Source organism: Halolamina pelagica, assembly GCF_900115675.1.
Taxonomy (GTDB): domain Archaea; phylum Halobacteriota; class Halobacteria; order Halobacteriales; family Haloferacaceae; genus Halolamina; species Halolamina pelagica.
In genome coordinates, this window is record NZ_FOXI01000001.1 from 505,438 (window position 1) to 523,073 (window position 17,636).

Sequence of the window (17,636 nt, forward strand, 5' to 3'; positions counted from 1 at the left end):
GGATAAATGCGTTTGTTACAACAGTTCTAGGTAGTCGCGGCGCTGTTCCATCTTTTCTTTCTCGGTGCGCCGATCGTAGTGCTGTTCAATAACCGCGGGACTCACGTTCGCCCGGTCACTCACGACGTTGTCCGGGAGGTCGCTGTTGAGTGAGTGCGTGATACTGCCTCGACGAATGGCATGGGGGCTAACGTTTGCGGGACATCTGAACGCTTGCTGGTCCTTGATGGCCGCCTCACACTCTTCTGGATCACGTTCTTCGGGGCAGTCGGCGCCGCGAAAGCACGGGCGCGTCGCCTGGTAGACGTAGGTCCGTAGCGTGGTCTTGTTCGCTCGTCCCTGAGTGGTCGCGACAAGGGGCTCACGTCCGTAATCATCGGTGACGTTCGGCCGCTGGTCTTCGAGCCAGTCGTCGAGCAGCATGCAGACATCGTCCGAGAGCGCCACCAGGCGCTCGCCGTCCTTCTTGTTCTTGATCGGGGTGTCCGTCTGGGGACTATGTCGGACCTCGATGTACTGCTCGTCGCGGTGATAGTCGTCGACGTCGAGCGCGTGGACGCTGCTCACTCGCATCATCGTATGCCACATCAACGCAACGGTGACGTGTTGGCAGGAGGCGTACTGGTACTTCGCGAGATGCTCGAGGACAGCTTCAGCCTCTTCGGTGTCGAGCATCTCGTCACGAGTGTTCTGCTCTGGCGTCATCGACGGCGAGCGAACCTTCGTCGAGAGGTCCTGCTCGACGGCGTCGATCGACTCGGCCCAGCGGATGAACACGCGCAGCGTGTCCATCTGTGTCTTCTCACTGGCGACAGAGAGGTCCCCGTCGTCTCGCCGCCAGAGGCGGTACTGCTGAATCTTGCGGCCGGTGAGATCGTTGAGGTTGTCGATGTTCTCCTTGTCACACCAGCGCAGGAAGTGCTTGAGACGGTACTTGTGCGACTGAATCGAACTCTCAGCGAGTTCGGCTTCCTTGTCCGTGAGGTACAGCTCGAGTGCTGTCTCCGGATCGATTGGTTCGAGACTCATAGTCGTGAGTCGCGAACCGATAACGGGTCGATCTGAACGCCGCGATTTCTCTCCGTTCGTCAAACCGAACGAGAGAAATTCTAAGGGCGTCTGAGGGCCTATGAGCCTGAAGCGCCCACTCGAAATAAACCTTCTCCGGAGCCGATCTTCTTCCGCTGGTGGAAGGCTTCCTCGCGACAGCTCCCCCAGTCACCGACACCGACCGGTCGGCGGGCGTCTCAAACCGAGTGAAAAACGGGGATGGCGGCGCCGACAGTCCGTGGTGGACCGCGCGTTACTCGTCCTGATACTCCTTCTCGAACCCGCGGAACTCCGTCCGGTGGGCCTCCTCGTCGGCGAGGAGCGTCACTGCGAGGTCCTCGGTCACCGGATCGTCGGCGGCATCAGCGGCGTCGATGAGCGCGCGGTAGGTTTCGATGGCGCCCTCCTCGGCGTCGAGCACCCCGCGGATCACCGAGAGCACGTCCGTCGAGTCCTCCGGCGGCTGAAGGGAGTCCTGTCGCGCGACGAAATCGGCGGAACTGGGCGGCCGGGCGTCCAGCTGTTTGAGCCGGTTGCCGATCTGTTCGGCGTGGCCCAACTCCTCCTGAATGTCCGTTTGGAGGCTCTCCTTGATCTCCTCGGCGCGGACGCCGTCGAGGACGATCGCGTTGGTCTGGTAGTTCATCACGGTCTCGATCTCGTCGCCGTAGGCCTTGCGCAGCAGGTCGATGACCTTCTCGGAACTCATACGTACACGGTTACGTCTAAACAACGATATATCCGTCGGCGGTTCTCGGCCCGCGAAACTCGCGACGCCGAACCGATGCCGCTACTGGTAGGTGTGGATCGGTCCGGTCGTGTTGTCCTCGATGTACCCCCAGTCGTAGTCGACACCGAGGCCGGGCCCCTCCGGGACCGAGACCGTCCCCCCTTCCACGGCCGCCATCATGTCGGAGTAGTCGCCCTCGTAAACCGGCGGCTGGGTGTTCTGGCAGTCGGGGTGGACCAGCGCCATCTCGTAGTAGTTGGAGTTCCGGCAGGCGGCGATGCAGTGTCGTTGGGCCGGCCCGGGCGCGTGGAACTCGACGTCGAGGCCGAACGCCTCGGCGACGCGGGCGACCTTGATGGCGCCCGTGATCCCGGCGTCGTACTCCGGATCGGCCCGCAGGAAGTCCGTCGCGTCGTTCGCGGCGAAGTCGGACTTGAGTTCCAGCCCGCGGACGTGTTCGGTCTGCAGGATCGGCGTGTCGAGTTTCCGGGACAGTTTCCGGTGGGCGTGCTGGGAGATGCCGCCGTCACGGAACGGGTCCTCGTACCAGAAGAAGTCCTGTTCGTCGATCGCCCTCCCGAGTTCCAGCGCGTCGGCGAACGTCTCCAACTCACAGGCCGGGTCGTGCATCAGGTCCAGCTCGTCGCCGACGCGCTCGCCGACGGCGTGGACCGCTGCGACCTCCCGATCCAAGTCGCGGGAGGCGTCGCCGCCGCCCCAACCGTGGATCTTGAACCCGCCGAACCCCTGGTCACGGCACTCCTCGGCGAAGTCCGCGAACGCCTCCGGCGAGTCGAGGCCGCCGGCGTCGTCGCCGTGGTACGTCGACGCGTAGGCGGGGATCTCGGTGCGGTAGGTGCCCAGCAGTTCGTGGATCGGGGCGTCGTAGTACTTGCCCGCGAAGTCCCACAGCGCGATGTCGATGGGGCCCATTCCCATCCGGTCGTACTTCCGGAGCGCGCGCTTGATCTCCGACCAGTGTTTCTCGCGTTCGAGCGGGTTCTTCCCGATCAGGTACTCCGCGATGATGTTGTACTGCGCCGCCGCCGGCGAGTTCCCGCCGACGTACTCGCCGGTGATCCCCTCGTCGGTGTGGATCTTGACGCCGAACAGCTTGCGGTAGGTCGTTTCCCCGGGCTCGTACACCAGGTTGAACCCGTGCTCGTCGGTGCCCACGTCCGCCAGCGGGTACTCGAACTCCCGGCTCTCGATCTCCGTGATAGTGGGTGCCATGCCCGTCCCCTCCGGGGGCCCGGGGTAAAACACCTCGGCATCGAGAGCTTTCGCCCGGCCTACCGACCGTCGAGCGCACGCATCCGCCGGAGGCCGGGCTCGTCGAGCCGGAAGGAGCACCCGACGTGTGGCATCTCCAGCACCCGGGGATGGCGGAACGAGGCCGCGTGTTCGTGGAGCACCTTCGGGTCGGCGCCGACGCCCTGCCACATGTCGTGGTGGGAGGGGAGCAGCCGGTCCAGTTCGAGCTGGTTCGCCGCCTCGATCACCTGGTTCTCGTCCATGTACCAGCGCGTGCGCTCGCCCCGCCCGAGGTCGTACTCGTAGATCTCCCCGACAGAACCGAACGCCAGCGCGCCCACGTCGACGTCGAACTCGTCGGCGACGCCCGGGAACGCCTCGGGCGCGGGTCGGCTGTCGCCGGCGTGGAAGAACGTTCCCGAGTCGTGTTCGATCACGTAGCTCACCGGCTCGATCGCGTCGGGGTCGTTCGCGCCGCGGACGTGGACCGTGAAGTCGCCGACCTCGAACTCGCCGCCGGCGGCGATCACGTTCTTGCGGTTGTCGGACACTTCGAGGTCGCCCTCGTAGTCCGGGGACTCGTAGGCCGCTTCGGGCGCGTAGAGGTCGGCGTCGAGGTCCTCGACCAGCGGGCCGTAGGATGGCGGATGCATGTGGTCGATGTGCTCGTGGGTGACGAGCACGCCGTCGCAGTCGGCCGCGTCCGCCGGGTCGATCGGGACGGGGATCATCCGGACGATGTTCGGCGGGTCGCCGTCGCCGAAGTACGGGTCGACGTACAGCGTCGTCGACGCCGAGCGCAGCACGAACCCGTTGCAGCCGAGGTACCAGCCGATCACGCCGTCGCCGGGGTCGGCCGCCTCGATCTCCTCGCGGACGAACCAGTCGCCCCACGTCGAGTGAACCATGCCCGTGGCGTTCGCGCGCGGGTGGCAAAGCGTTGACGCCGGCGTCGGGGTCACTTCTGCGCGAGGATCCCGCTCAGTGGTCCTGGATCGCGTCGATCACCATCGCGGCCGCGACGACCGGTTCGGTCGGCACGTCGCTCGCGTCGTCGACGGTCACCTCGTAGCGGTCCCGCAGCGAGACCTGCCCCTCGATGTTCCCGACGTGGTTCCCGTCGGCGTCGGTGATCTCGTACTTGTGGGGGATCAGCTCGCCGAAGGGGAGCGTATTGCGCGCCATCGTGGTGAGCGCACCCCTGGAGTTGATCTCGGCGAGCTTAGCCTCGGTGTCGGCGTCGCGGATCGTCCAGGTGTCCTGCAGCAGCGAGTAGTCGTTGTCCAGGATCACCACGTCCTCGCCGGTCCGGGAGTCGGTCAGGGTGTAGTCCCCGGCCACGTCGAGCATGCTGCCGGCGGTGACCTCGAACACGTCCTCGCCGTCGGCGTTGACGAACGGGAACTGCTCTTTCAGCTTCAGCATCTTCTGTTTCCCGCGCAGCACCACGTCCCCGTCGGCGTCGAGCGCGCGGAACTTGGTCCGGATCAGCCCCTGCTCGACCGTGTAGCGATCGTCGCTCAGTTCGATCCCCTCGATCGCGTAGTCGTCGGTCATGGCCGGTGGTGCTGCCCGTTGGTACTTAAGGCGTTGGGCCGCCGCGGCGACAGTCGTCCGTCTCGTGCCACGCTTCCTGCCGCTTTCTGCTACAGTTCGACCGTCTCGCCCGTCTCGCTCGCCTCGTACACCGCCTTGATCGCCCGGATGTCGGTCAGCCCGTGCTCGCCGTCGGGGTGGGGCTCCTCGCCGGTCAGCAGGCAGTGCGAGAAGTACTCGAACTCCTCCTCCATCTGGTCGATCTGCTCGAACGACACGTCGAAACTCGTGTCCCCGCGCTCGATCGTGAGGGCGCGGTCGTCCCACGGGTAGAAGGCCGGTTCGACCCGGACCCGGCCCTCGGTGCCGAGCACCTCGATGTGGCTCGCCATGTGGGCGTTCTGACTCGCGGTACAGACCGCGTAGACGTGGCCGGGGAAGTCGAGTTGGAACGCGCCGTGCTCGTCCGGCACGTCGTCGAACGCCTCGTCGACCGACGCCACCGTCCCCCGCACCCGCTCGGGATCGGCGTCGAGCAGGAACCGCGCGGTGTTCAGCGGGTAGAGCCCGATGTCCATCACCGCACAGCCGCCCGAGAGTTCGCCGTCCAGCCGCCACTGATCGGGATCCGGAACCAGTTCGAGGATCGGCTCGGTCATGTTCCCGTTGACGAACACCGGCTCGCCGATCAGCCCGTCGTCGATGAACTCCTTCGCCCGCCGGACCGCCGGCTCGGTCTGCATCCGGTAGGCGATCATCAGCGTCGCGTCGTGCTCGTCGACGACCTCGACCATCCGTTCCGCGCGCTCGACCGTCGCCTCCATCGGCTTCTCACAGAGGATCGCCTTCCCCAGCTCCGCGGCGGTCTCGACGAACGGGAGGTGGAGCGCGTTCGGCGTCACCACGTAGACCGCGTCGTAGGCGTCGCTCGCTTCGCCGTCGTGGAACTCGTCGTAGGTGATGGCGTGCTCGACGGTCTCGGAGTCGGCGGCCACGGCTTCGGCCTTCTCGCTGTCGCCGCTGACGAGAACGGTCGTCTCGCACAACTCGGCGTTCGCGACCGCCGGCATCGCCTGCTCGCGGGTCCACCAGCCGACGCCGATCATCGCGAAGCGAACCGGGTCGTCGGTCGCCTCGACCTCCTGCCAGTCCCGCCGGTCGAACCCGTCGGCGAGCGTCTCGATATCCATGCCGGGCGGTCTCGCTCGCGTGGCAAAACCGTTGTGCCGGCCGCCGTCGTCGACGGCGGGACCGCCTCAGTAGTTGTCGTAGACGGTCTTGGTGATGCTGTAGAAGTCGATGCCGGCCTCACCCTGCTCGCGGTAGGTCTCGCTGGAGGAGGCCTTCATCCCGCCGAAGGGGACGTGGAGTTCGACGCCCGTGGTCTTCTCGTTGACCTTCACGACGCCCGCCTCGATGTCGTCGACGAAGCGGTTGGCCTCGGTGTGGTCGTCGGTGACGATCCCGGCCGAGAGGCCGTACTCGACGCCGTTCGCGACCGCGAGCGCCTCGTGGTAGCCGCCGACGGGGATCACCGACAGCACCGGGCCGAAGATCTCCTCCTGGGCGATCCGGCTGTCGGCGTCCACGTCGGCGAACACCGTCGGCTCGACGAAGTGGCCGTCGCGGTCGAGCGCGTCGCCGCCGGTCTCGAGGGTCGCTCCCTCCTGCTTCCCGACCGTGACGTAGTCGAGCGTGCCCTCGAGTTCCGACGCGCTGACCTGCGGCCCCATCTCGCCGCCCTCGAGGCCGTTACCGGGCTCGATCCCCTCGGCCTCGGCGACGACGGCGTCGACGAACTCGTCGTACACGTCCTCGTAGACGATCGCCCGCGAGGTCGCCGTACAGGCCTGGCCGGTCACGCCGAAGGCGCCCCCGGCGACGATGCTCGCGGCCTCGGCTACGTCGGCGGTGTCCGAGACGACGATGGGATTCTTCCCGCCCATCTCCAACTGGACGCGCTTGCCGTCCTCGGTCGCCGTGTCGTAGACGGCGTTGCCGACGCCGGTGCTGCCGGTGAAGGAGACGGCGTCCACGTCGGGGTGGCTGGCGATCGTGTCGCCCACCTCGCCCCCGGGGCCGGTGACGACGTTCAGGACGCCCTCGGGCAGGCCGGCCTCAGCGAGCGCCTCGGCGATCTCGTAGGTACAGCCGGGGGCGAGCGTCGCGGGCTTGATCACGGCCGCGTTGCCCGCCGCCAGCGCCGGCGCGATCTTCCAGGTTGGGATGGCGATGGGGTAGTTCCACGGCGTGATCAGGCCGGCGACGCCCAGCGGTTCGGTCTTCGTCCGCAGGGTCGTGTCGGGGCCGCTGGCCCCCTTCACCGTGCCGCCGACGTCGCGGGCCTTCGCGCCGTAGTAGTCGAAGATGTCGATGGCGCGCTGGACCTCGCCGGCGGCCTCGGGTTGGGTCTTGCCCTCCTCGCGGACCAGCAGTTCGGTCAGTTCCTCCTTCCTCTCGGCGAGGACCCGACTCGCTCGCGAGAGGATCCGGCCGCGTTGGGGGCCGGGGGTATCGGCCCACTCGTCGCTCGCGACGAGGGCGGCCTCGATCGCGCGCTCGGCGTCGACAGCCCCGGACTGGGCGTACGTCCCGACGACCGCGTCGGGGTTCGCTGGATCGTGCGTGTCGAACGTGTCGCCGCTCTCGGCGTCGATCCACTCGCCGTCGATGAAGTTCGATCTGCTCGGCATGCCCCACGGTTGTGGCGGTTCGGGGATAACCCTTTACGCCGCGGGGCAGGTGACAGGAGGTTTATGTCCACCACGCTCCCCAGGTCCCGCATGCGCTACTACCGCACCGAACGCAACGGCGACGCGCGCCTGCTCGTCGTCGCCCGCGACCGCGCCCACGACCTCACCGCGGTCAAACCCCGACTGCGGTCGTTCCGCGACCTCGCCGCGGCCGCCGACGTGGCCGACAGCAGCGTCGACGCGCTGGCCGCCGCCCTGCTCGACGACGCCCCGGTCGTCGAGTTCTCCGTCGTCGATCTCGAGGTCCCGGTCCGCGCCGAGGAGGTGTGGGCCGCGGGCGTGACCTACGAGATCAGCGAGCAGGCCCGCGAGGAAGAGAGCGGGATGGCCGACGTGTACCTCGACGTGTACGACGCCGAGCGCCCCGAGATCTTCTTCAAAGCCACCCCGAGCCGAACCGTCGGGCCGCGCGAGGCCGTCGGCGTCCGGGGCGACTCGGACTGGAACGTCCCCGAACCCGAACTCGGACTGGTGCTCTACGACGGCGAGACCGTCGGCTACACGGTCGGCAACGACGTGAGCAGCCGCGCCATCGAGGGTGAGAACCCGCTCTACCTCCCGCAGGCGAAGGTGTACGACCGCTGCTGTGCGCTCGGTCCCTGCGTCGTCGGCGCCGGCGGCGTCGACGACCCCCACGACCTCGGGATCTCGATGCGCATCGAGCGCGACGGCGAGACGGTGTTCGACGACGCGACCTCGACCGCCGAGATGGCCCGCACCTGCGAGGAACTGGCCGCGTACTGGCGGGCCCACAACGCGGTGCCGGAGATGGGCGTGCTGCTCACCGGCACCTCGCTCGTCCCCGAAGGAGAGTTCACGCTCCAGCCGGGCGACAGCGTCCGGATCGACATCGAGGGGATCGGCGAACTGGTCAACCCGGTCGTCGAAGTCTGATCGGAGGGCTGTCGTCGACGCCCGGAAAACGGGTCGTCGGCGCGGTTTCGGAGAACAGCCGCGACGACGGTGGTCCGTCGGGTTCGCTCGTCGTCGGTCCCCGCCTCCCCGCGGCGACGTGTAGAGGTCGGCGACTCGGCGGCCTTACCTCACCGGGTGACGAAGTTCGTCACGGGCTGAGCGCTCGCGGTGTCAACGGGTTTATCTTTCCGCGGGACGCGGTTGCGCTCGTTCGATCCCGCATCCACATGACGATACTCCACGTCGCACAGCGTCGGTCGACCATCCTCGACTACCTGCGGGACGGCCCGCTCGACAAGCGCGACCTGCTGGATCGCGTGGCGGCGTCGCGGTCCACGATCGACCGCGCGATCGAGGAACTGATCGACCACGAGATGGTCCGCGAGGTCAGCGGCGGCTACGAGACGACCCTCGTGGGCGTGCTCGCACTCGAACGCGCCCGCGAGTTCGAGCGCGACGCCGACGCCATCGCGACGACGGCGCCGGCGCTGACGCCGCTCTGGAAGGAGAGCGACGTGGCCGTCGAGTTCCTCCGCGGCGCGGACGTGTCGCTGGTTGCCGCCGCCGACGGCGTGCGACTCCTCGCGGCCCTGGGGTCGGCGATGCGGACCGCCGACGAGATCCGGGCGGTGCTCCCGCGGATCGCCCGGCCCGAGCAGCTGGAGACGCTGTACGCGCGGGCCAGCGCCGGCGGCGAGACCGACATCGTCGTCTCGCAGTCGCTGTTCGAGACGCTGTCGTCGAGGTTCCCCGAGTGGCTCCGCGCGGTGGCGCTGGGCGAGAACGGGAGCGTCTCGGTCGGCACCGTGCCGGGGTACGCCCTCGTCGTCTGTCGGGCCGGCGACGAGCGCGAGGCGTTCCTGCTCACGTACGACGACGGCCGACTCCACGCCGTCCTTCGAAACGACGGCGCGGCGGCCGCGTGGGCCGAGGAGCGGTTCGGGACGATCCGGAGCGACGTGACGGACCGACGGGAGGAGGTCCGCGAGCTCGAGGCCGACGCCGGGTTCGGCGGCGTCGGCGACGCCACGCCACCGTTCGGCGAGCCCTCCGCGGTCGCAGCCGGCTCCGCTGACGCCGACGGGCCGGCGGACGAACTACTCGCGAGCGGCTACGCGACCGACGGCGGCAAGCTCCGGACGCCGGCCTACGGCACCGAAGGCGCCTGTACGGTGGCGTTCTGGATGCGGCCCACCGACCTCGCCGGCGGCTGGCAGATCCTGCTGAAGTGGGACTACCTCGTCGTCGCGCTGCGGCGCGGGGAACTCCACGGGAACGTGTACGACCCCGACGACGCCGAGCAGCGCGCGTTCACCGCGGTCCCGCTCACCGACCTCGCGGGGAACCGCTGGCAGCACGTCGCCTACACGTACGACGAGTCGGTCGCCCGCCTGTACGTCGACGGCGAACTCGTCGACGAGACCGAGGACGACTACCCCCTGCGCGTCGACGAGATCGGCGCCGCGCTGGGCTATCATTACCGGGACAGGGACACCGGCGTCCACGACCCGACCTACGAGGGTCGGCTGTACGACGCCCGACTCTACGGGGAAGCGCTCTCGCCCGCCGAGATCGAGCGCCTCGTCCAGACGACGGATCCCACGGCCGTCGCGTGGGGGGCGACCTGAAGCCGTCGACGGTCACTCGCCCAGGAACCGCTGTGCACGTCTCGCGACGGCGGTCCGGAACGCCGACTCGTCGACCGCCTGCCCCCCGTCGAACAGCCGGCCGTGTTCTTCGCGATACGCGTCCTCCAGCAGTCGCTCCCGGAGGCCGTCGACGGTCGGTTCTCGCCCGCGTTCCCGGAGTCGCGCGGCGACCCGCCCGAAGCGCTGCTCGGTCGCGACTGTGTCCGCCAGCGACTCCGCGTCCGCGGCGTCGACGCCGGCGTCGGACTGTGTAGAAATCTCGGAATTTTCGACCAGCGCGCGATTCCCGCGCTTGTCACGAATCACGACCCCGGCCGCCGGGCCGTCGTACCACGCCGATTCGGGCATCTCGTAGCCCACAGGGTCGAAATCCCGACTGTTGACCTCGCGTTCGACCGCGGTGACTGGATCGAGGCCGAGTCGCTCGAAGATGGCCTCGACGGCCCCCGGCGGGCGGAACGCCCCGGCGTCGGCCGACCACACGTCCACCCCCAGGAACGGCGGCAGGCGGTCCCAGTCGTAGTCGATTCGCTCCCGGTGGGTCGCCCGACCCAGGAACGTCAGGTCCGTCACGTCGTCGACGGCGCCCCGCAGCGCCTCGCGGTCGAGTCGCTCCCGCACGTGCCGGACAGCGCGCCGACAGGGCCGCGGGATCGAGTCGTCGTACGTGCGGCGCTCGCCGCCGAACCGGATCGCGCCGGACGCCCGCAGTTGGAACCGGAGCGGCGTCCCCTCGACGAACTCGAGCAGCCAGAGGTGCCCGTCGAACGTCGGGGCCGCGTCGTCGTCGACGGCCGGGAGGGGCGGGAACTCCTTCACACCGGCCCTCCGGCGGCCGGCCGGGTATGCGTTCCGGCGTCTGCCACCCCACCACCCTTAATCCGGGCCACCCCGAAGCCGGATGCATGATCACGAGCAGACGCATGGCCGCGGTCGACCGCAACGCCGCGGCGCTCGGCGTCCCCCTGCGCGTGCTGATGGAGTCCTCGGGCAACGCCGTCGCCCGGCGGATCCGGGAACTGACGACGCCCGACGACAGCGTGGCGCTGGTCTGTGGCCGCGGGAACAACGGCGGCGACGGCCTCGTCGCCGCGCGCTTCCTCGAGGACAGGGACGTGGCCGTCCACTTGCTGGGCCGCCCAGAGAGTATCGCGACCGACATCGCCCGGGCGAACTGGGACGCGCTGGCGGCGGCCGGGATCCCCACGGAGACCGTCACGGACTCCCGCGCGTTCGCGCTCGACGACCCGGACCTGATCGTCGACGCGATGCTCGGCACCGGGATCACGGGCGACCTCCGGGAGCCGGAGGCCAGCGTCGCCCACGCCATCGACGACGACGGGGCGCCCGTGCTCGCGGTCGACGTGCCCTCGGGGGTCGACGCCGACTCGGGAGGGGCCCCTGGCGCCGCCGTCGAGGCCGATCACGTCGTCACGTTCCACGACCTGAAGCCCGGCATCGCCGACCACACGGACGTGACCGTCGCCGACATCGGCATCCCGGCCGCCGCGGAGGAACGGGTCGGCCCGGGCGACGTGGCAGTTCTGGGCGCCGGCGGCGACCGGAAGGGCGAGAGCGGTCGGACGTTCGTCATCGGCGGCGGGCCTTACACCGGCGCGCCCGCCCTCGCCGCCGGGGCGTCGCTCTCGGCGGGCGCCGACCTCGCGTTCGTCGCCTGTCCCGAGTCGGTGTTCGACCCGATCGCGGGCTACTCGGAGGACCTGATCGTCCAGCCCTACGGCGCCGATGGAGCCGACGGGGGCGGCGAAACCGACCACCTCGCGCCCGAAGACGTCCCGGAGCTCGTCGGGACGGCCGAGGACCACGACGACATCGTGATCCTCGGGCCGGGGCTGGGTCGACACCCCGAGACCGAGGCGGCGGCCGCGGCGTTCCTCGCCGAGTTCTCGGGGACGGCGGTCGTCGACGCCGACGCGCTGGCGCTGGTGCCCGAGGTCGACACCGAGGCGACGCTGGTGCTCACGCCGAACCGATCGGAGTTGGCGGAACTCGGCGGGCCGGACGTGGGCGACCTCGTAAGCCACGCCGACGAGATCCGCGACCTCGCTGCTGACTTGGGTCACGTCGTCCTCGCGAAAGGGAAGGTCGACGTGATCACCGACGGCGAGACGGTTCGGCGCTGTCGGGCCGGCACGCCGGGGATGACCGTCGGCGGCACCGGCGACACGCTCGCGGGTATCGTGGCCGCACTGCTCGCCCGTGCGCCACCGTTCGAGGCCGCCTGCGTGGGGAGCTACGTCAACGGGCGCGCCGCGGAACTGCTCGATCGGGGCGACGGCCTGCGCGCGACGGAACTCCAAGAGACCATCCCGGTGGCGCTCGAAGGGGGCGACGATGAGTGAGGACGCCGACCCCCCCGACGGAGAACTGACCCACACCAGCGACTCGGGCGACGTGCAGATGGTCGACGTGGGCGAGAAACCGGACACCGGACGGCGCGCGGTCGCGCGCGGCGAGATCCACCTGACGGCGTCGACGATCGACGCCGTCCGCGCCGACGGGATCGGGAAGGGCGACGTGCTCGCGACCGCCCGGATCGGCGCGATCCAGGCCGTGAAGCACACGTGGGAGACCATCCCGATGTGTCACCAGATCCCGATCACGAACGTCGGGACCGACTTTTCGGTCGCCGACGACCGGATCGAACTCGAGGTCGCCGTCGAGACCACCGGAAAGACCGGCTGCGAGATGGAGGCGATTCAGGGCGTGACGACCGGGCTCGGCGTCGTCTGGGACATGGTGAAAGCGGCGGAGAAGGAGGTCGTCGACGACGGGGACGATGTCGAGGCGAGTGGCTACCCCGGCACCGAGATCTCGGGCGTCGAAGTCGTATCGAAGGAGAAACGCGAACTGTCGCGGTAGTCGTCGAGTCCCCACTCTGGGGCCGTCCGTGGAACTCGCGGGAAGCTACACGGCGACGAGAACGAGCCCACTCGCGACGACCACACCGAGGACCAGGGAGACGAGCCTCCCGAGGCGGTAGGTGCCGAGGACCCACGCCAACGCGGCCTTGAGGAACGTGTTCGCGGTTGCCGCGATCACGATCCCCGTGGTCGCGACCTGCGTCGAGATCGTCCCCTCAGCAGCGAGTTTGCTCAACGTGATCGTCATCGCGTCCACGTCCGCCAGCCCGGAGAGGAACGCCGTGGCGTAGATGCCCGACGTTCCCAACCACTCGTGTGCGGACTCGGAGACGAGGAGCACGACCGCGAAGATCGCGCCGAAGAGGAGCGCCGACCGGAGTCGGAACGGGTTCCGCAACTCGTCGGGTTGGACCGTCTCGTCGGTCCTCGTGTGCCAGTACAACGCTCCGGCAGCGACGATCCCGACGAGCGTCATCACTCCCAGCGGGACCGCGACACGCGGGAGCAGACGCGGGTTGACGACCGCAACCTCGATGAGCGCCCTCGGGAACATCACGATGGACGCGATCACGACCGCGAACGCACAGACGTGATGCAGTCCCTCGTTCTGGGTCGCCTTCTCCGCCATCGAGACCGTCGTCGCCGTCGAGGAAACGAAGCCGCCGATGATCCCGGTCACTGCGATGCTCCGTGTCGGCCCGAGGAACCGCCCGAGCACGTACGCGACGAACCCCAGTCCGGTGACGAACACGACCATCAGCCAGATGAACCGGGGATTGAGGCCGTAGAGCACGTCGAGTGACCGCCCCGGGAGCGCCGGCAGAACGACCAAGGCCACGAGGATGAACTTCGCGGTGGCCAGGCGTTCGGTCTCGTCGAACTGGTCGGCGAACCCGTGGATCCGCTCCTTGACCGAGAGGAGCACCGTGACGCCGCCGCCGACGATGATCGCGGTGACTGCGCCCGAATCGGAGTGCATCGCAGTCGCGCCCAGTACGGCGGTGAGCAGCGCGGCCATCAGTGTCGTCAGCCCGAGGTCCTGCTCGTGCCAGACCTTTCCGGCGTACGCGACGGTCAGCGGGACGACGAGCAGGCCGAGTGCGATCGGGAGGGCCCTCGGGAAGAAGGCCCCGACGAGCGCCCCGTAAAGCGCGAACAGGGGGAAGGTCCGACTCCCGGCGAACGTCCCTCCCGACTCGCTCTGTTCCCGTTCCAACCCCACGAGTGCGCCGAGTGTGACACCGACGAGGAGATGGAAGAGGACCTCAGTGAGCGGATCCGTGAGTGGATCGACCATCACTTGGAGGGTCGAGCAGGCACAACGTCAAACTACGGGAAAGAGAGTGCCACGGACGAACGCTTCGGCCGTCGGGGCGCACGTCGGCGTCCAGCATCGTCCTGAACGGGGTAACGGGGCTCCGGTGGTCAGGCCTCGCCGGCCTCGGCGTCGACGGCCGGCCGTTCGACCTCGGCAGCCTTCGAACGCGCCTTCGAGACCACCGCCGGCGGCGCTTCGAACTCGAGCACGACCTGCTCCTCGCCGTAACTCTCCTCGTGGACGTTGCCGTTGTCGTGGATCCACGAGACGACGCTCATCGCCTCGTCGCTGACCGGGAGCAGGAGGCGCTCCCGCTCCCAGTCGGGCAGTTCGCGCTCGACGCGGTCGCGGAGGGCGTCGACGTGCTCGCCGGTCTTGCCCGAAACGACCACGGGGTTGGGGGCGAGCGCCGAGAGCGCGCGCTTCCGGCGCTCGATCTCGGGGTCGGTCAGCTTGTCCGCCTTGTTGAACACCGTGACGATCGGCGCCTCGTTGCGGTCGCCGAGCGTGTCGTGGGAGGTCACCAGCTTCTGTCGCATCTCCTCGACCGGCTCGGAGGCGTCGACGACCAGCAGCACGAGGTCGGCGTGGTACACCGAGTCCAGCGTGGACTTGAACGACTCCACCAGCCAGTGGGGGAGGTCCGAGACGAACCCGACGGTGTCGGTCAGCAGCACCTCCCGGGTGCCGGTGTCGGCCTTCCGGGTGGTGGTGCCGAGCGTGGTGAACAGCCGGTCCTCGGACTCGGCGGTCGCGTCGAGGTCCGGGTGGCGGTCCTCGTTCTCGTCGACGTCGAGTTCGCTCGCGAGCCGGCGGAGCAGCGTCGACTTCCCGGCGTTGGTGTAGCCCGCCAGCGCGACGAGGTCGAACCCCTGATCGCGGCGCTGGGACCGGCGCTTCTCCTCCTTCTCGGCGATCTGGTCGAGCTCCTCGGAGATCCGGGAGATCTGGTTCTTGATGTCCTGTTCGCGGGACTCGTCGTACTCGCCGAGCCCCATGAACCCGGGGCGCTCGTCGCGCTTGGCGAGGCTGGCTTTGGCCTCGGCCCGCGGGAGTTCGTAGCGCAGTTCCGCGAGTTCGACCTGGAGCTGGGCCTTGCGCGTCTGGGCGCGCTGGCCGAACACCTCGAGGATGAGGGTGAAGCGGTCGAGCACGTCGACGCCCTCGGGGAGCTTCTGGCCCACGTTGTACGTCTGGAACGGGCCCATCTCGTTGTCGACGACGACGGTGTCGGCGCCGGTTTCCCGCACGAGGGCGGCGAGTTCGTCGACCTTCCCTTCGCCGAAGTGGTAGGCGGCGTCCTGTGTGCGCCGCTGGGTGAGTTCGCCGACGACCTCGTAGCCGGCGGCGCGGGTCAGTTCCGTGATCTCCTCGAGGTCGGCCGCTCCTTCGTCGACGCGCTTGGCGACGACGGCACGATCAACAGGGATAGCTGGCTGTCACCCCGGTTTCGTCCATGGCCGACGTTGGTGATCCGTGGGCATGAATCCCGCGGTGGGTTCGACGGCTCACTGTCGCTCCGCCGAACTGCTCTCGGTCACGAACTCGACGATCGACTCCGTCCCCTCGAAGCCGCTGGCCATCCGCCCCACGACCTCGCCGTCCTCGAACAGCAGCAGCGTCGGCACGCTCTTGATGTCGTACTCGTCGACGAGGTCCAGATCCGTCTGAGGGTTCAGCATCGCGACCGTCGCGGTCGTCGCGCGAGCGACGTTGCCGACGATCGGCTCGATCGACTGACACAGCGTGCAGCCCTTGGTGTAGAAGTCCACGAGCACCACCTCGTGCTCGGCGACGAGGGCGTCGAGTTCGTCGCCGGTGTCGAGTCGGTGCGGTTTCGCTGAGGCTTTGCTCATACTGGGTCTAGGCGCTGGAGGGGCTTACGTCCCGCGCCCGTGGCGCGCGTCGTCGACGTCCCTGAACGGCACACGTTCCGGCGTCCGGACCTATTTACGGTGCGCGTCCCCTGATACAGTCGATGAGTGAGGCCCACGCCGACACGCTGCTGCCGAACGAGCGGATGCGCGAACAGGCACTCGGGGGCGAGGTCACCCAGATCCACCGCGGGCAGGCGTACGCGGCGGAAGGGGACCGCTTCGACATCGACGGCGAGCAGTTCGAGGTCGTCGAGGTGACCGAACGCACGCTGGGCGATCTGACCGAGGAGGACGCCCGCTCGGAGGGCGCACGCGACCTCGACCACTACAAGCAGATCCTCCGGATGTCCCACGACGACTTCGAGTGGGACGACGACAGCGAGATCGTCCGGCACCGCTTCGAACGGGTGTAACGCGACGGGTTCAGCCCTCTCGGCCGGTCGTACTGTCGTCGAGTTCCCCGTACCCGCGGTGCCACGTTCCGAACATCGCGACGTCGCCCTTTCCTGCGGAGAGCGGTACCCATTTCCCCGTCCGTACCGACGTCGAAACGATGGGATTTCACACGTTCGACGCGGCGAACGCGGAGAACCTCGACGACGCCGCCGCCCGGTATCGGTACGTGTCGGCCGAAGAACTCGGCTGGGCGGTCGGCGCCGACGGGACCGACGTCCTCGCTGATCTCGGCAGCGGAACGGGCTTCTACACCGACGACGTGGCGGCCACGGCCGGGACCGTGTACGGCGTCGACGTCCAGGCGGAGATGCACGAGTACTACCGCGGGAAGGGAACGCCCGAGAACGTGGAACTCGTCACCGCCGAGGTGGCGGACCTCCCCTTCGACGAGGGGGAGCTCGACGGCGCGTTCTCGACGATGACGTTCCACGAGTTCGCGGCCGAGGACGCGATCGACGAGGTCGCCCGCGTCGTCGAAACGGGCGGCCGCGTCGCCGTCGCCGACTGGTCGGCCACGGGCGACGGCGAGGCGGGCCCGCCGGTGTCGGAGCGGTTCGGACTCGACGACGCCAAACGGCAGTTCCGGGCCGGCGGCTTCGACGTCGAGTTCGGGGCGAGTCGCTCGGAGACGTTCCTCCTCGTCGTTCGCGCGCCGTAGAAAACTCCGGCCCCGTCAGATCAGCAGTTGGATGTCGGCTTCGGCCATGTCTTGGATGGCGGTGGCGGCGCCGACGCCGGTGGTGACGCCGTCGTAGAAGTTCTCCTCGTCGTAGTCCATCAGGTCGATGGTCATCTGACAGGCCTGGAACTCCACGCCCATATCGAGGGAGGTCTCGATGAGCTCCTCGATCGAGGCGGTCTCGTTGTCGTCGATCTTCTTCTCCATCATCTTCGTCGTCATGCGGTCCATCCCCGGGATCGCGCCGATCACGTTCGGAACCGGCATGTTGGGGTTACCGACCGAACTGAGCTTGAGGTCTTTCGAACGCTCCTCGTGGAGGATTTCCAGCCCCCAGAACGTGTGGAACACGGTGACCTCGTAGCCGAACGCCGCTGCCGTACTCGCGAGGATCAGCGGCGGGTACGCCATGTCCAGCGTGCCCTTCGTGGCGATGATGGACATCTTCTTCTCGTCCTCGCCGGTCTCGGCGGCCACGTCGGCGAGTTCCTCCTCGAGCTCCTCGACGCGGGCGGCCAGTTCAGCACGCGAGGG

At 68.5% G+C, this 17,636-nt stretch carries 18 protein-coding genes; 6 read left to right on the forward strand and 12 right to left on the reverse strand.

Annotation, left to right across the window (positions count from 1 at the left end):
* Positions 1 to 15: 15 nt before the first annotated feature.
* The 7 genes from BMZ83_RS02575 to xacF form a co-directional block, all read right to left on the reverse strand.
* Positions 16 to 1,029: a tyrosine-type recombinase/integrase gene (locus tag BMZ83_RS02575; RefSeq protein WP_074875280.1), complete on the reverse strand. Its 1,014-nt coding sequence runs from the start codon at positions 1,027 to 1,029 to the stop codon at positions 16 to 18.
* 274 nt (positions 1,030 to 1,303) lie between these two features.
* Entirely contained in the window at positions 1,304 to 1,759 is a 456-nt protein-coding gene (locus BMZ83_RS02580) for a ferritin-like domain-containing protein (protein WP_074875282.1), read from the reverse strand.
* An 81-nt stretch (positions 1,760 to 1,840) separates the two neighbouring features.
* Entirely contained in the window at positions 1,841 to 3,013 is a 1,173-nt protein-coding gene (locus BMZ83_RS02585) for a mandelate racemase family protein (protein WP_074875285.1), read from the reverse strand.
* A gap of 59 nt (positions 3,014 to 3,072) precedes the next feature.
* Positions 3,073 to 3,942, reverse strand: coding sequence for an MBL fold metallo-hydrolase (locus tag BMZ83_RS02590; protein ID WP_074875287.1), 870 nt, complete (start codon positions 3,940 to 3,942; stop codon positions 3,073 to 3,075).
* A gap of 73 nt (positions 3,943 to 4,015) precedes the next feature.
* Positions 4,016 to 4,591, reverse strand: a complete 576-nt coding sequence (locus tag BMZ83_RS02595) for an LURP-one-related/scramblase family protein (RefSeq protein ID WP_074875289.1) — start codon at positions 4,589 to 4,591, stop codon at positions 4,016 to 4,018.
* Between the two features lie 89 nt (positions 4,592 to 4,680).
* On the reverse strand, positions 4,681 to 5,760 hold the full coding sequence (gfo6, locus tag BMZ83_RS02600; protein ID WP_074875291.1) for a D-xylose 1-dehydrogenase Gfo6: 1,080 nt from the start codon (positions 5,758 to 5,760) through the stop codon (positions 4,681 to 4,683).
* A gap of 66 nt (positions 5,761 to 5,826) precedes the next feature.
* Positions 5,827 to 7,263 carry a 2,5-dioxovalerate dehydrogenase gene (xacF, locus tag BMZ83_RS02605; protein WP_074875293.1) on the reverse strand — a complete coding sequence of 479 codons (1,437 nt, stop codon included), beginning with the start codon at positions 7,261 to 7,263 and terminating at the stop codon, positions 5,827 to 5,829.
* A 90-nt stretch (positions 7,264 to 7,353) separates the two neighbouring features.
* Between xacF and BMZ83_RS02610 the strand changes: the two genes are divergently transcribed.
* Together BMZ83_RS02610 and BMZ83_RS02615 are read left to right on the forward strand one after the other, a co-directional pair.
* Positions 7,354 to 8,217: a fumarylacetoacetate hydrolase family protein gene (locus BMZ83_RS02610; protein ID WP_074875295.1), complete on the forward strand. Its 864-nt coding sequence runs from the start codon at positions 7,354 to 7,356 to the stop codon at positions 8,215 to 8,217.
* Between the two features lie 248 nt (positions 8,218 to 8,465).
* Positions 8,466 to 9,866, forward strand: coding sequence for a LamG-like jellyroll fold domain-containing protein (locus BMZ83_RS02615; RefSeq protein WP_074875297.1), 1,401 nt, complete (start codon positions 8,466 to 8,468; stop codon positions 9,864 to 9,866).
* Between the two features lie 12 nt (positions 9,867 to 9,878).
* Here BMZ83_RS02615 and BMZ83_RS02620 read toward each other — a convergent pair whose 3' ends face one another.
* Positions 9,879 to 10,706, reverse strand: a complete 828-nt coding sequence (locus BMZ83_RS02620) for a hypothetical protein (protein WP_074875300.1) — start codon at positions 10,704 to 10,706, stop codon at positions 9,879 to 9,881.
* An 86-nt stretch (positions 10,707 to 10,792) separates the two neighbouring features.
* Between BMZ83_RS02620 and BMZ83_RS02625 the strand changes: the two genes are divergently transcribed.
* Positions 10,793 to 12,250, forward strand: coding sequence for a bifunctional ADP-dependent NAD(P)H-hydrate dehydratase/NAD(P)H-hydrate epimerase (locus tag BMZ83_RS02625; protein ID WP_074875302.1), 1,458 nt, complete (start codon positions 10,793 to 10,795; stop codon positions 12,248 to 12,250).
* On the forward strand, positions 12,243 to 12,770 hold the full coding sequence (gene moaC / locus BMZ83_RS02630; protein ID WP_074875304.1) for a cyclic pyranopterin monophosphate synthase MoaC: 528 nt from the start codon (positions 12,243 to 12,245) through the stop codon (positions 12,768 to 12,770). The genes BMZ83_RS02625 and moaC overlap by 8 nt, the downstream gene beginning before the upstream one ends.
* 45 nt (positions 12,771 to 12,815) lie before the next feature.
* On the opposite strand, the gene BMZ83_RS02635 is transcribed toward moaC, so the two are convergent.
* From BMZ83_RS02635 to BMZ83_RS02645, 3 genes are all read right to left on the reverse strand, one after another.
* Positions 12,816 to 14,069: an MgtC/SapB family protein gene (locus tag BMZ83_RS02635; protein ID WP_074875306.1), complete on the reverse strand. Its 1,254-nt coding sequence runs from the start codon at positions 14,067 to 14,069 to the stop codon at positions 12,816 to 12,818.
* Between the two features lie 128 nt (positions 14,070 to 14,197).
* Positions 14,198 to 15,520: a GTPase HflX gene (hflX, locus tag BMZ83_RS02640; RefSeq protein WP_074875308.1), complete on the reverse strand. Its 1,323-nt coding sequence runs from the start codon at positions 15,518 to 15,520 to the stop codon at positions 14,198 to 14,200.
* A 78-nt stretch (positions 15,521 to 15,598) separates the two neighbouring features.
* Positions 15,599 to 15,946, reverse strand: a complete 348-nt coding sequence (locus BMZ83_RS02645; protein WP_074875310.1) for a thioredoxin family protein — start codon at positions 15,944 to 15,946, stop codon at positions 15,599 to 15,601.
* 122 nt (positions 15,947 to 16,068) lie between these two features.
* On the opposite strand from BMZ83_RS02645, the gene BMZ83_RS02650 reads away from it, so the two are divergent.
* A complete protein-coding gene (locus tag BMZ83_RS02650) occupies positions 16,069 to 16,380 on the forward strand; it encodes an ASCH domain-containing protein (RefSeq protein ID WP_074875312.1) in 312 nt (103 codons plus the stop codon).
* 140 nt (positions 16,381 to 16,520) lie between these two features.
* Positions 16,521 to 17,081 (forward strand): class I SAM-dependent methyltransferase, encoded by a 561-nt coding sequence (locus BMZ83_RS02655; RefSeq protein WP_074875313.1) that lies wholly within the window; start codon positions 16,521 to 16,523, stop codon positions 17,079 to 17,081.
* A 15-nt stretch (positions 17,082 to 17,096) separates the two neighbouring features.
* Here BMZ83_RS02655 and BMZ83_RS02660 read toward each other — a convergent pair.
* Positions 17,097 to 17,636 (reverse strand): DsrE/DsrF/DrsH-like family protein (locus BMZ83_RS02660; protein WP_074875315.1); only part of this gene is annotated, 540 nt, incomplete at its 5' end.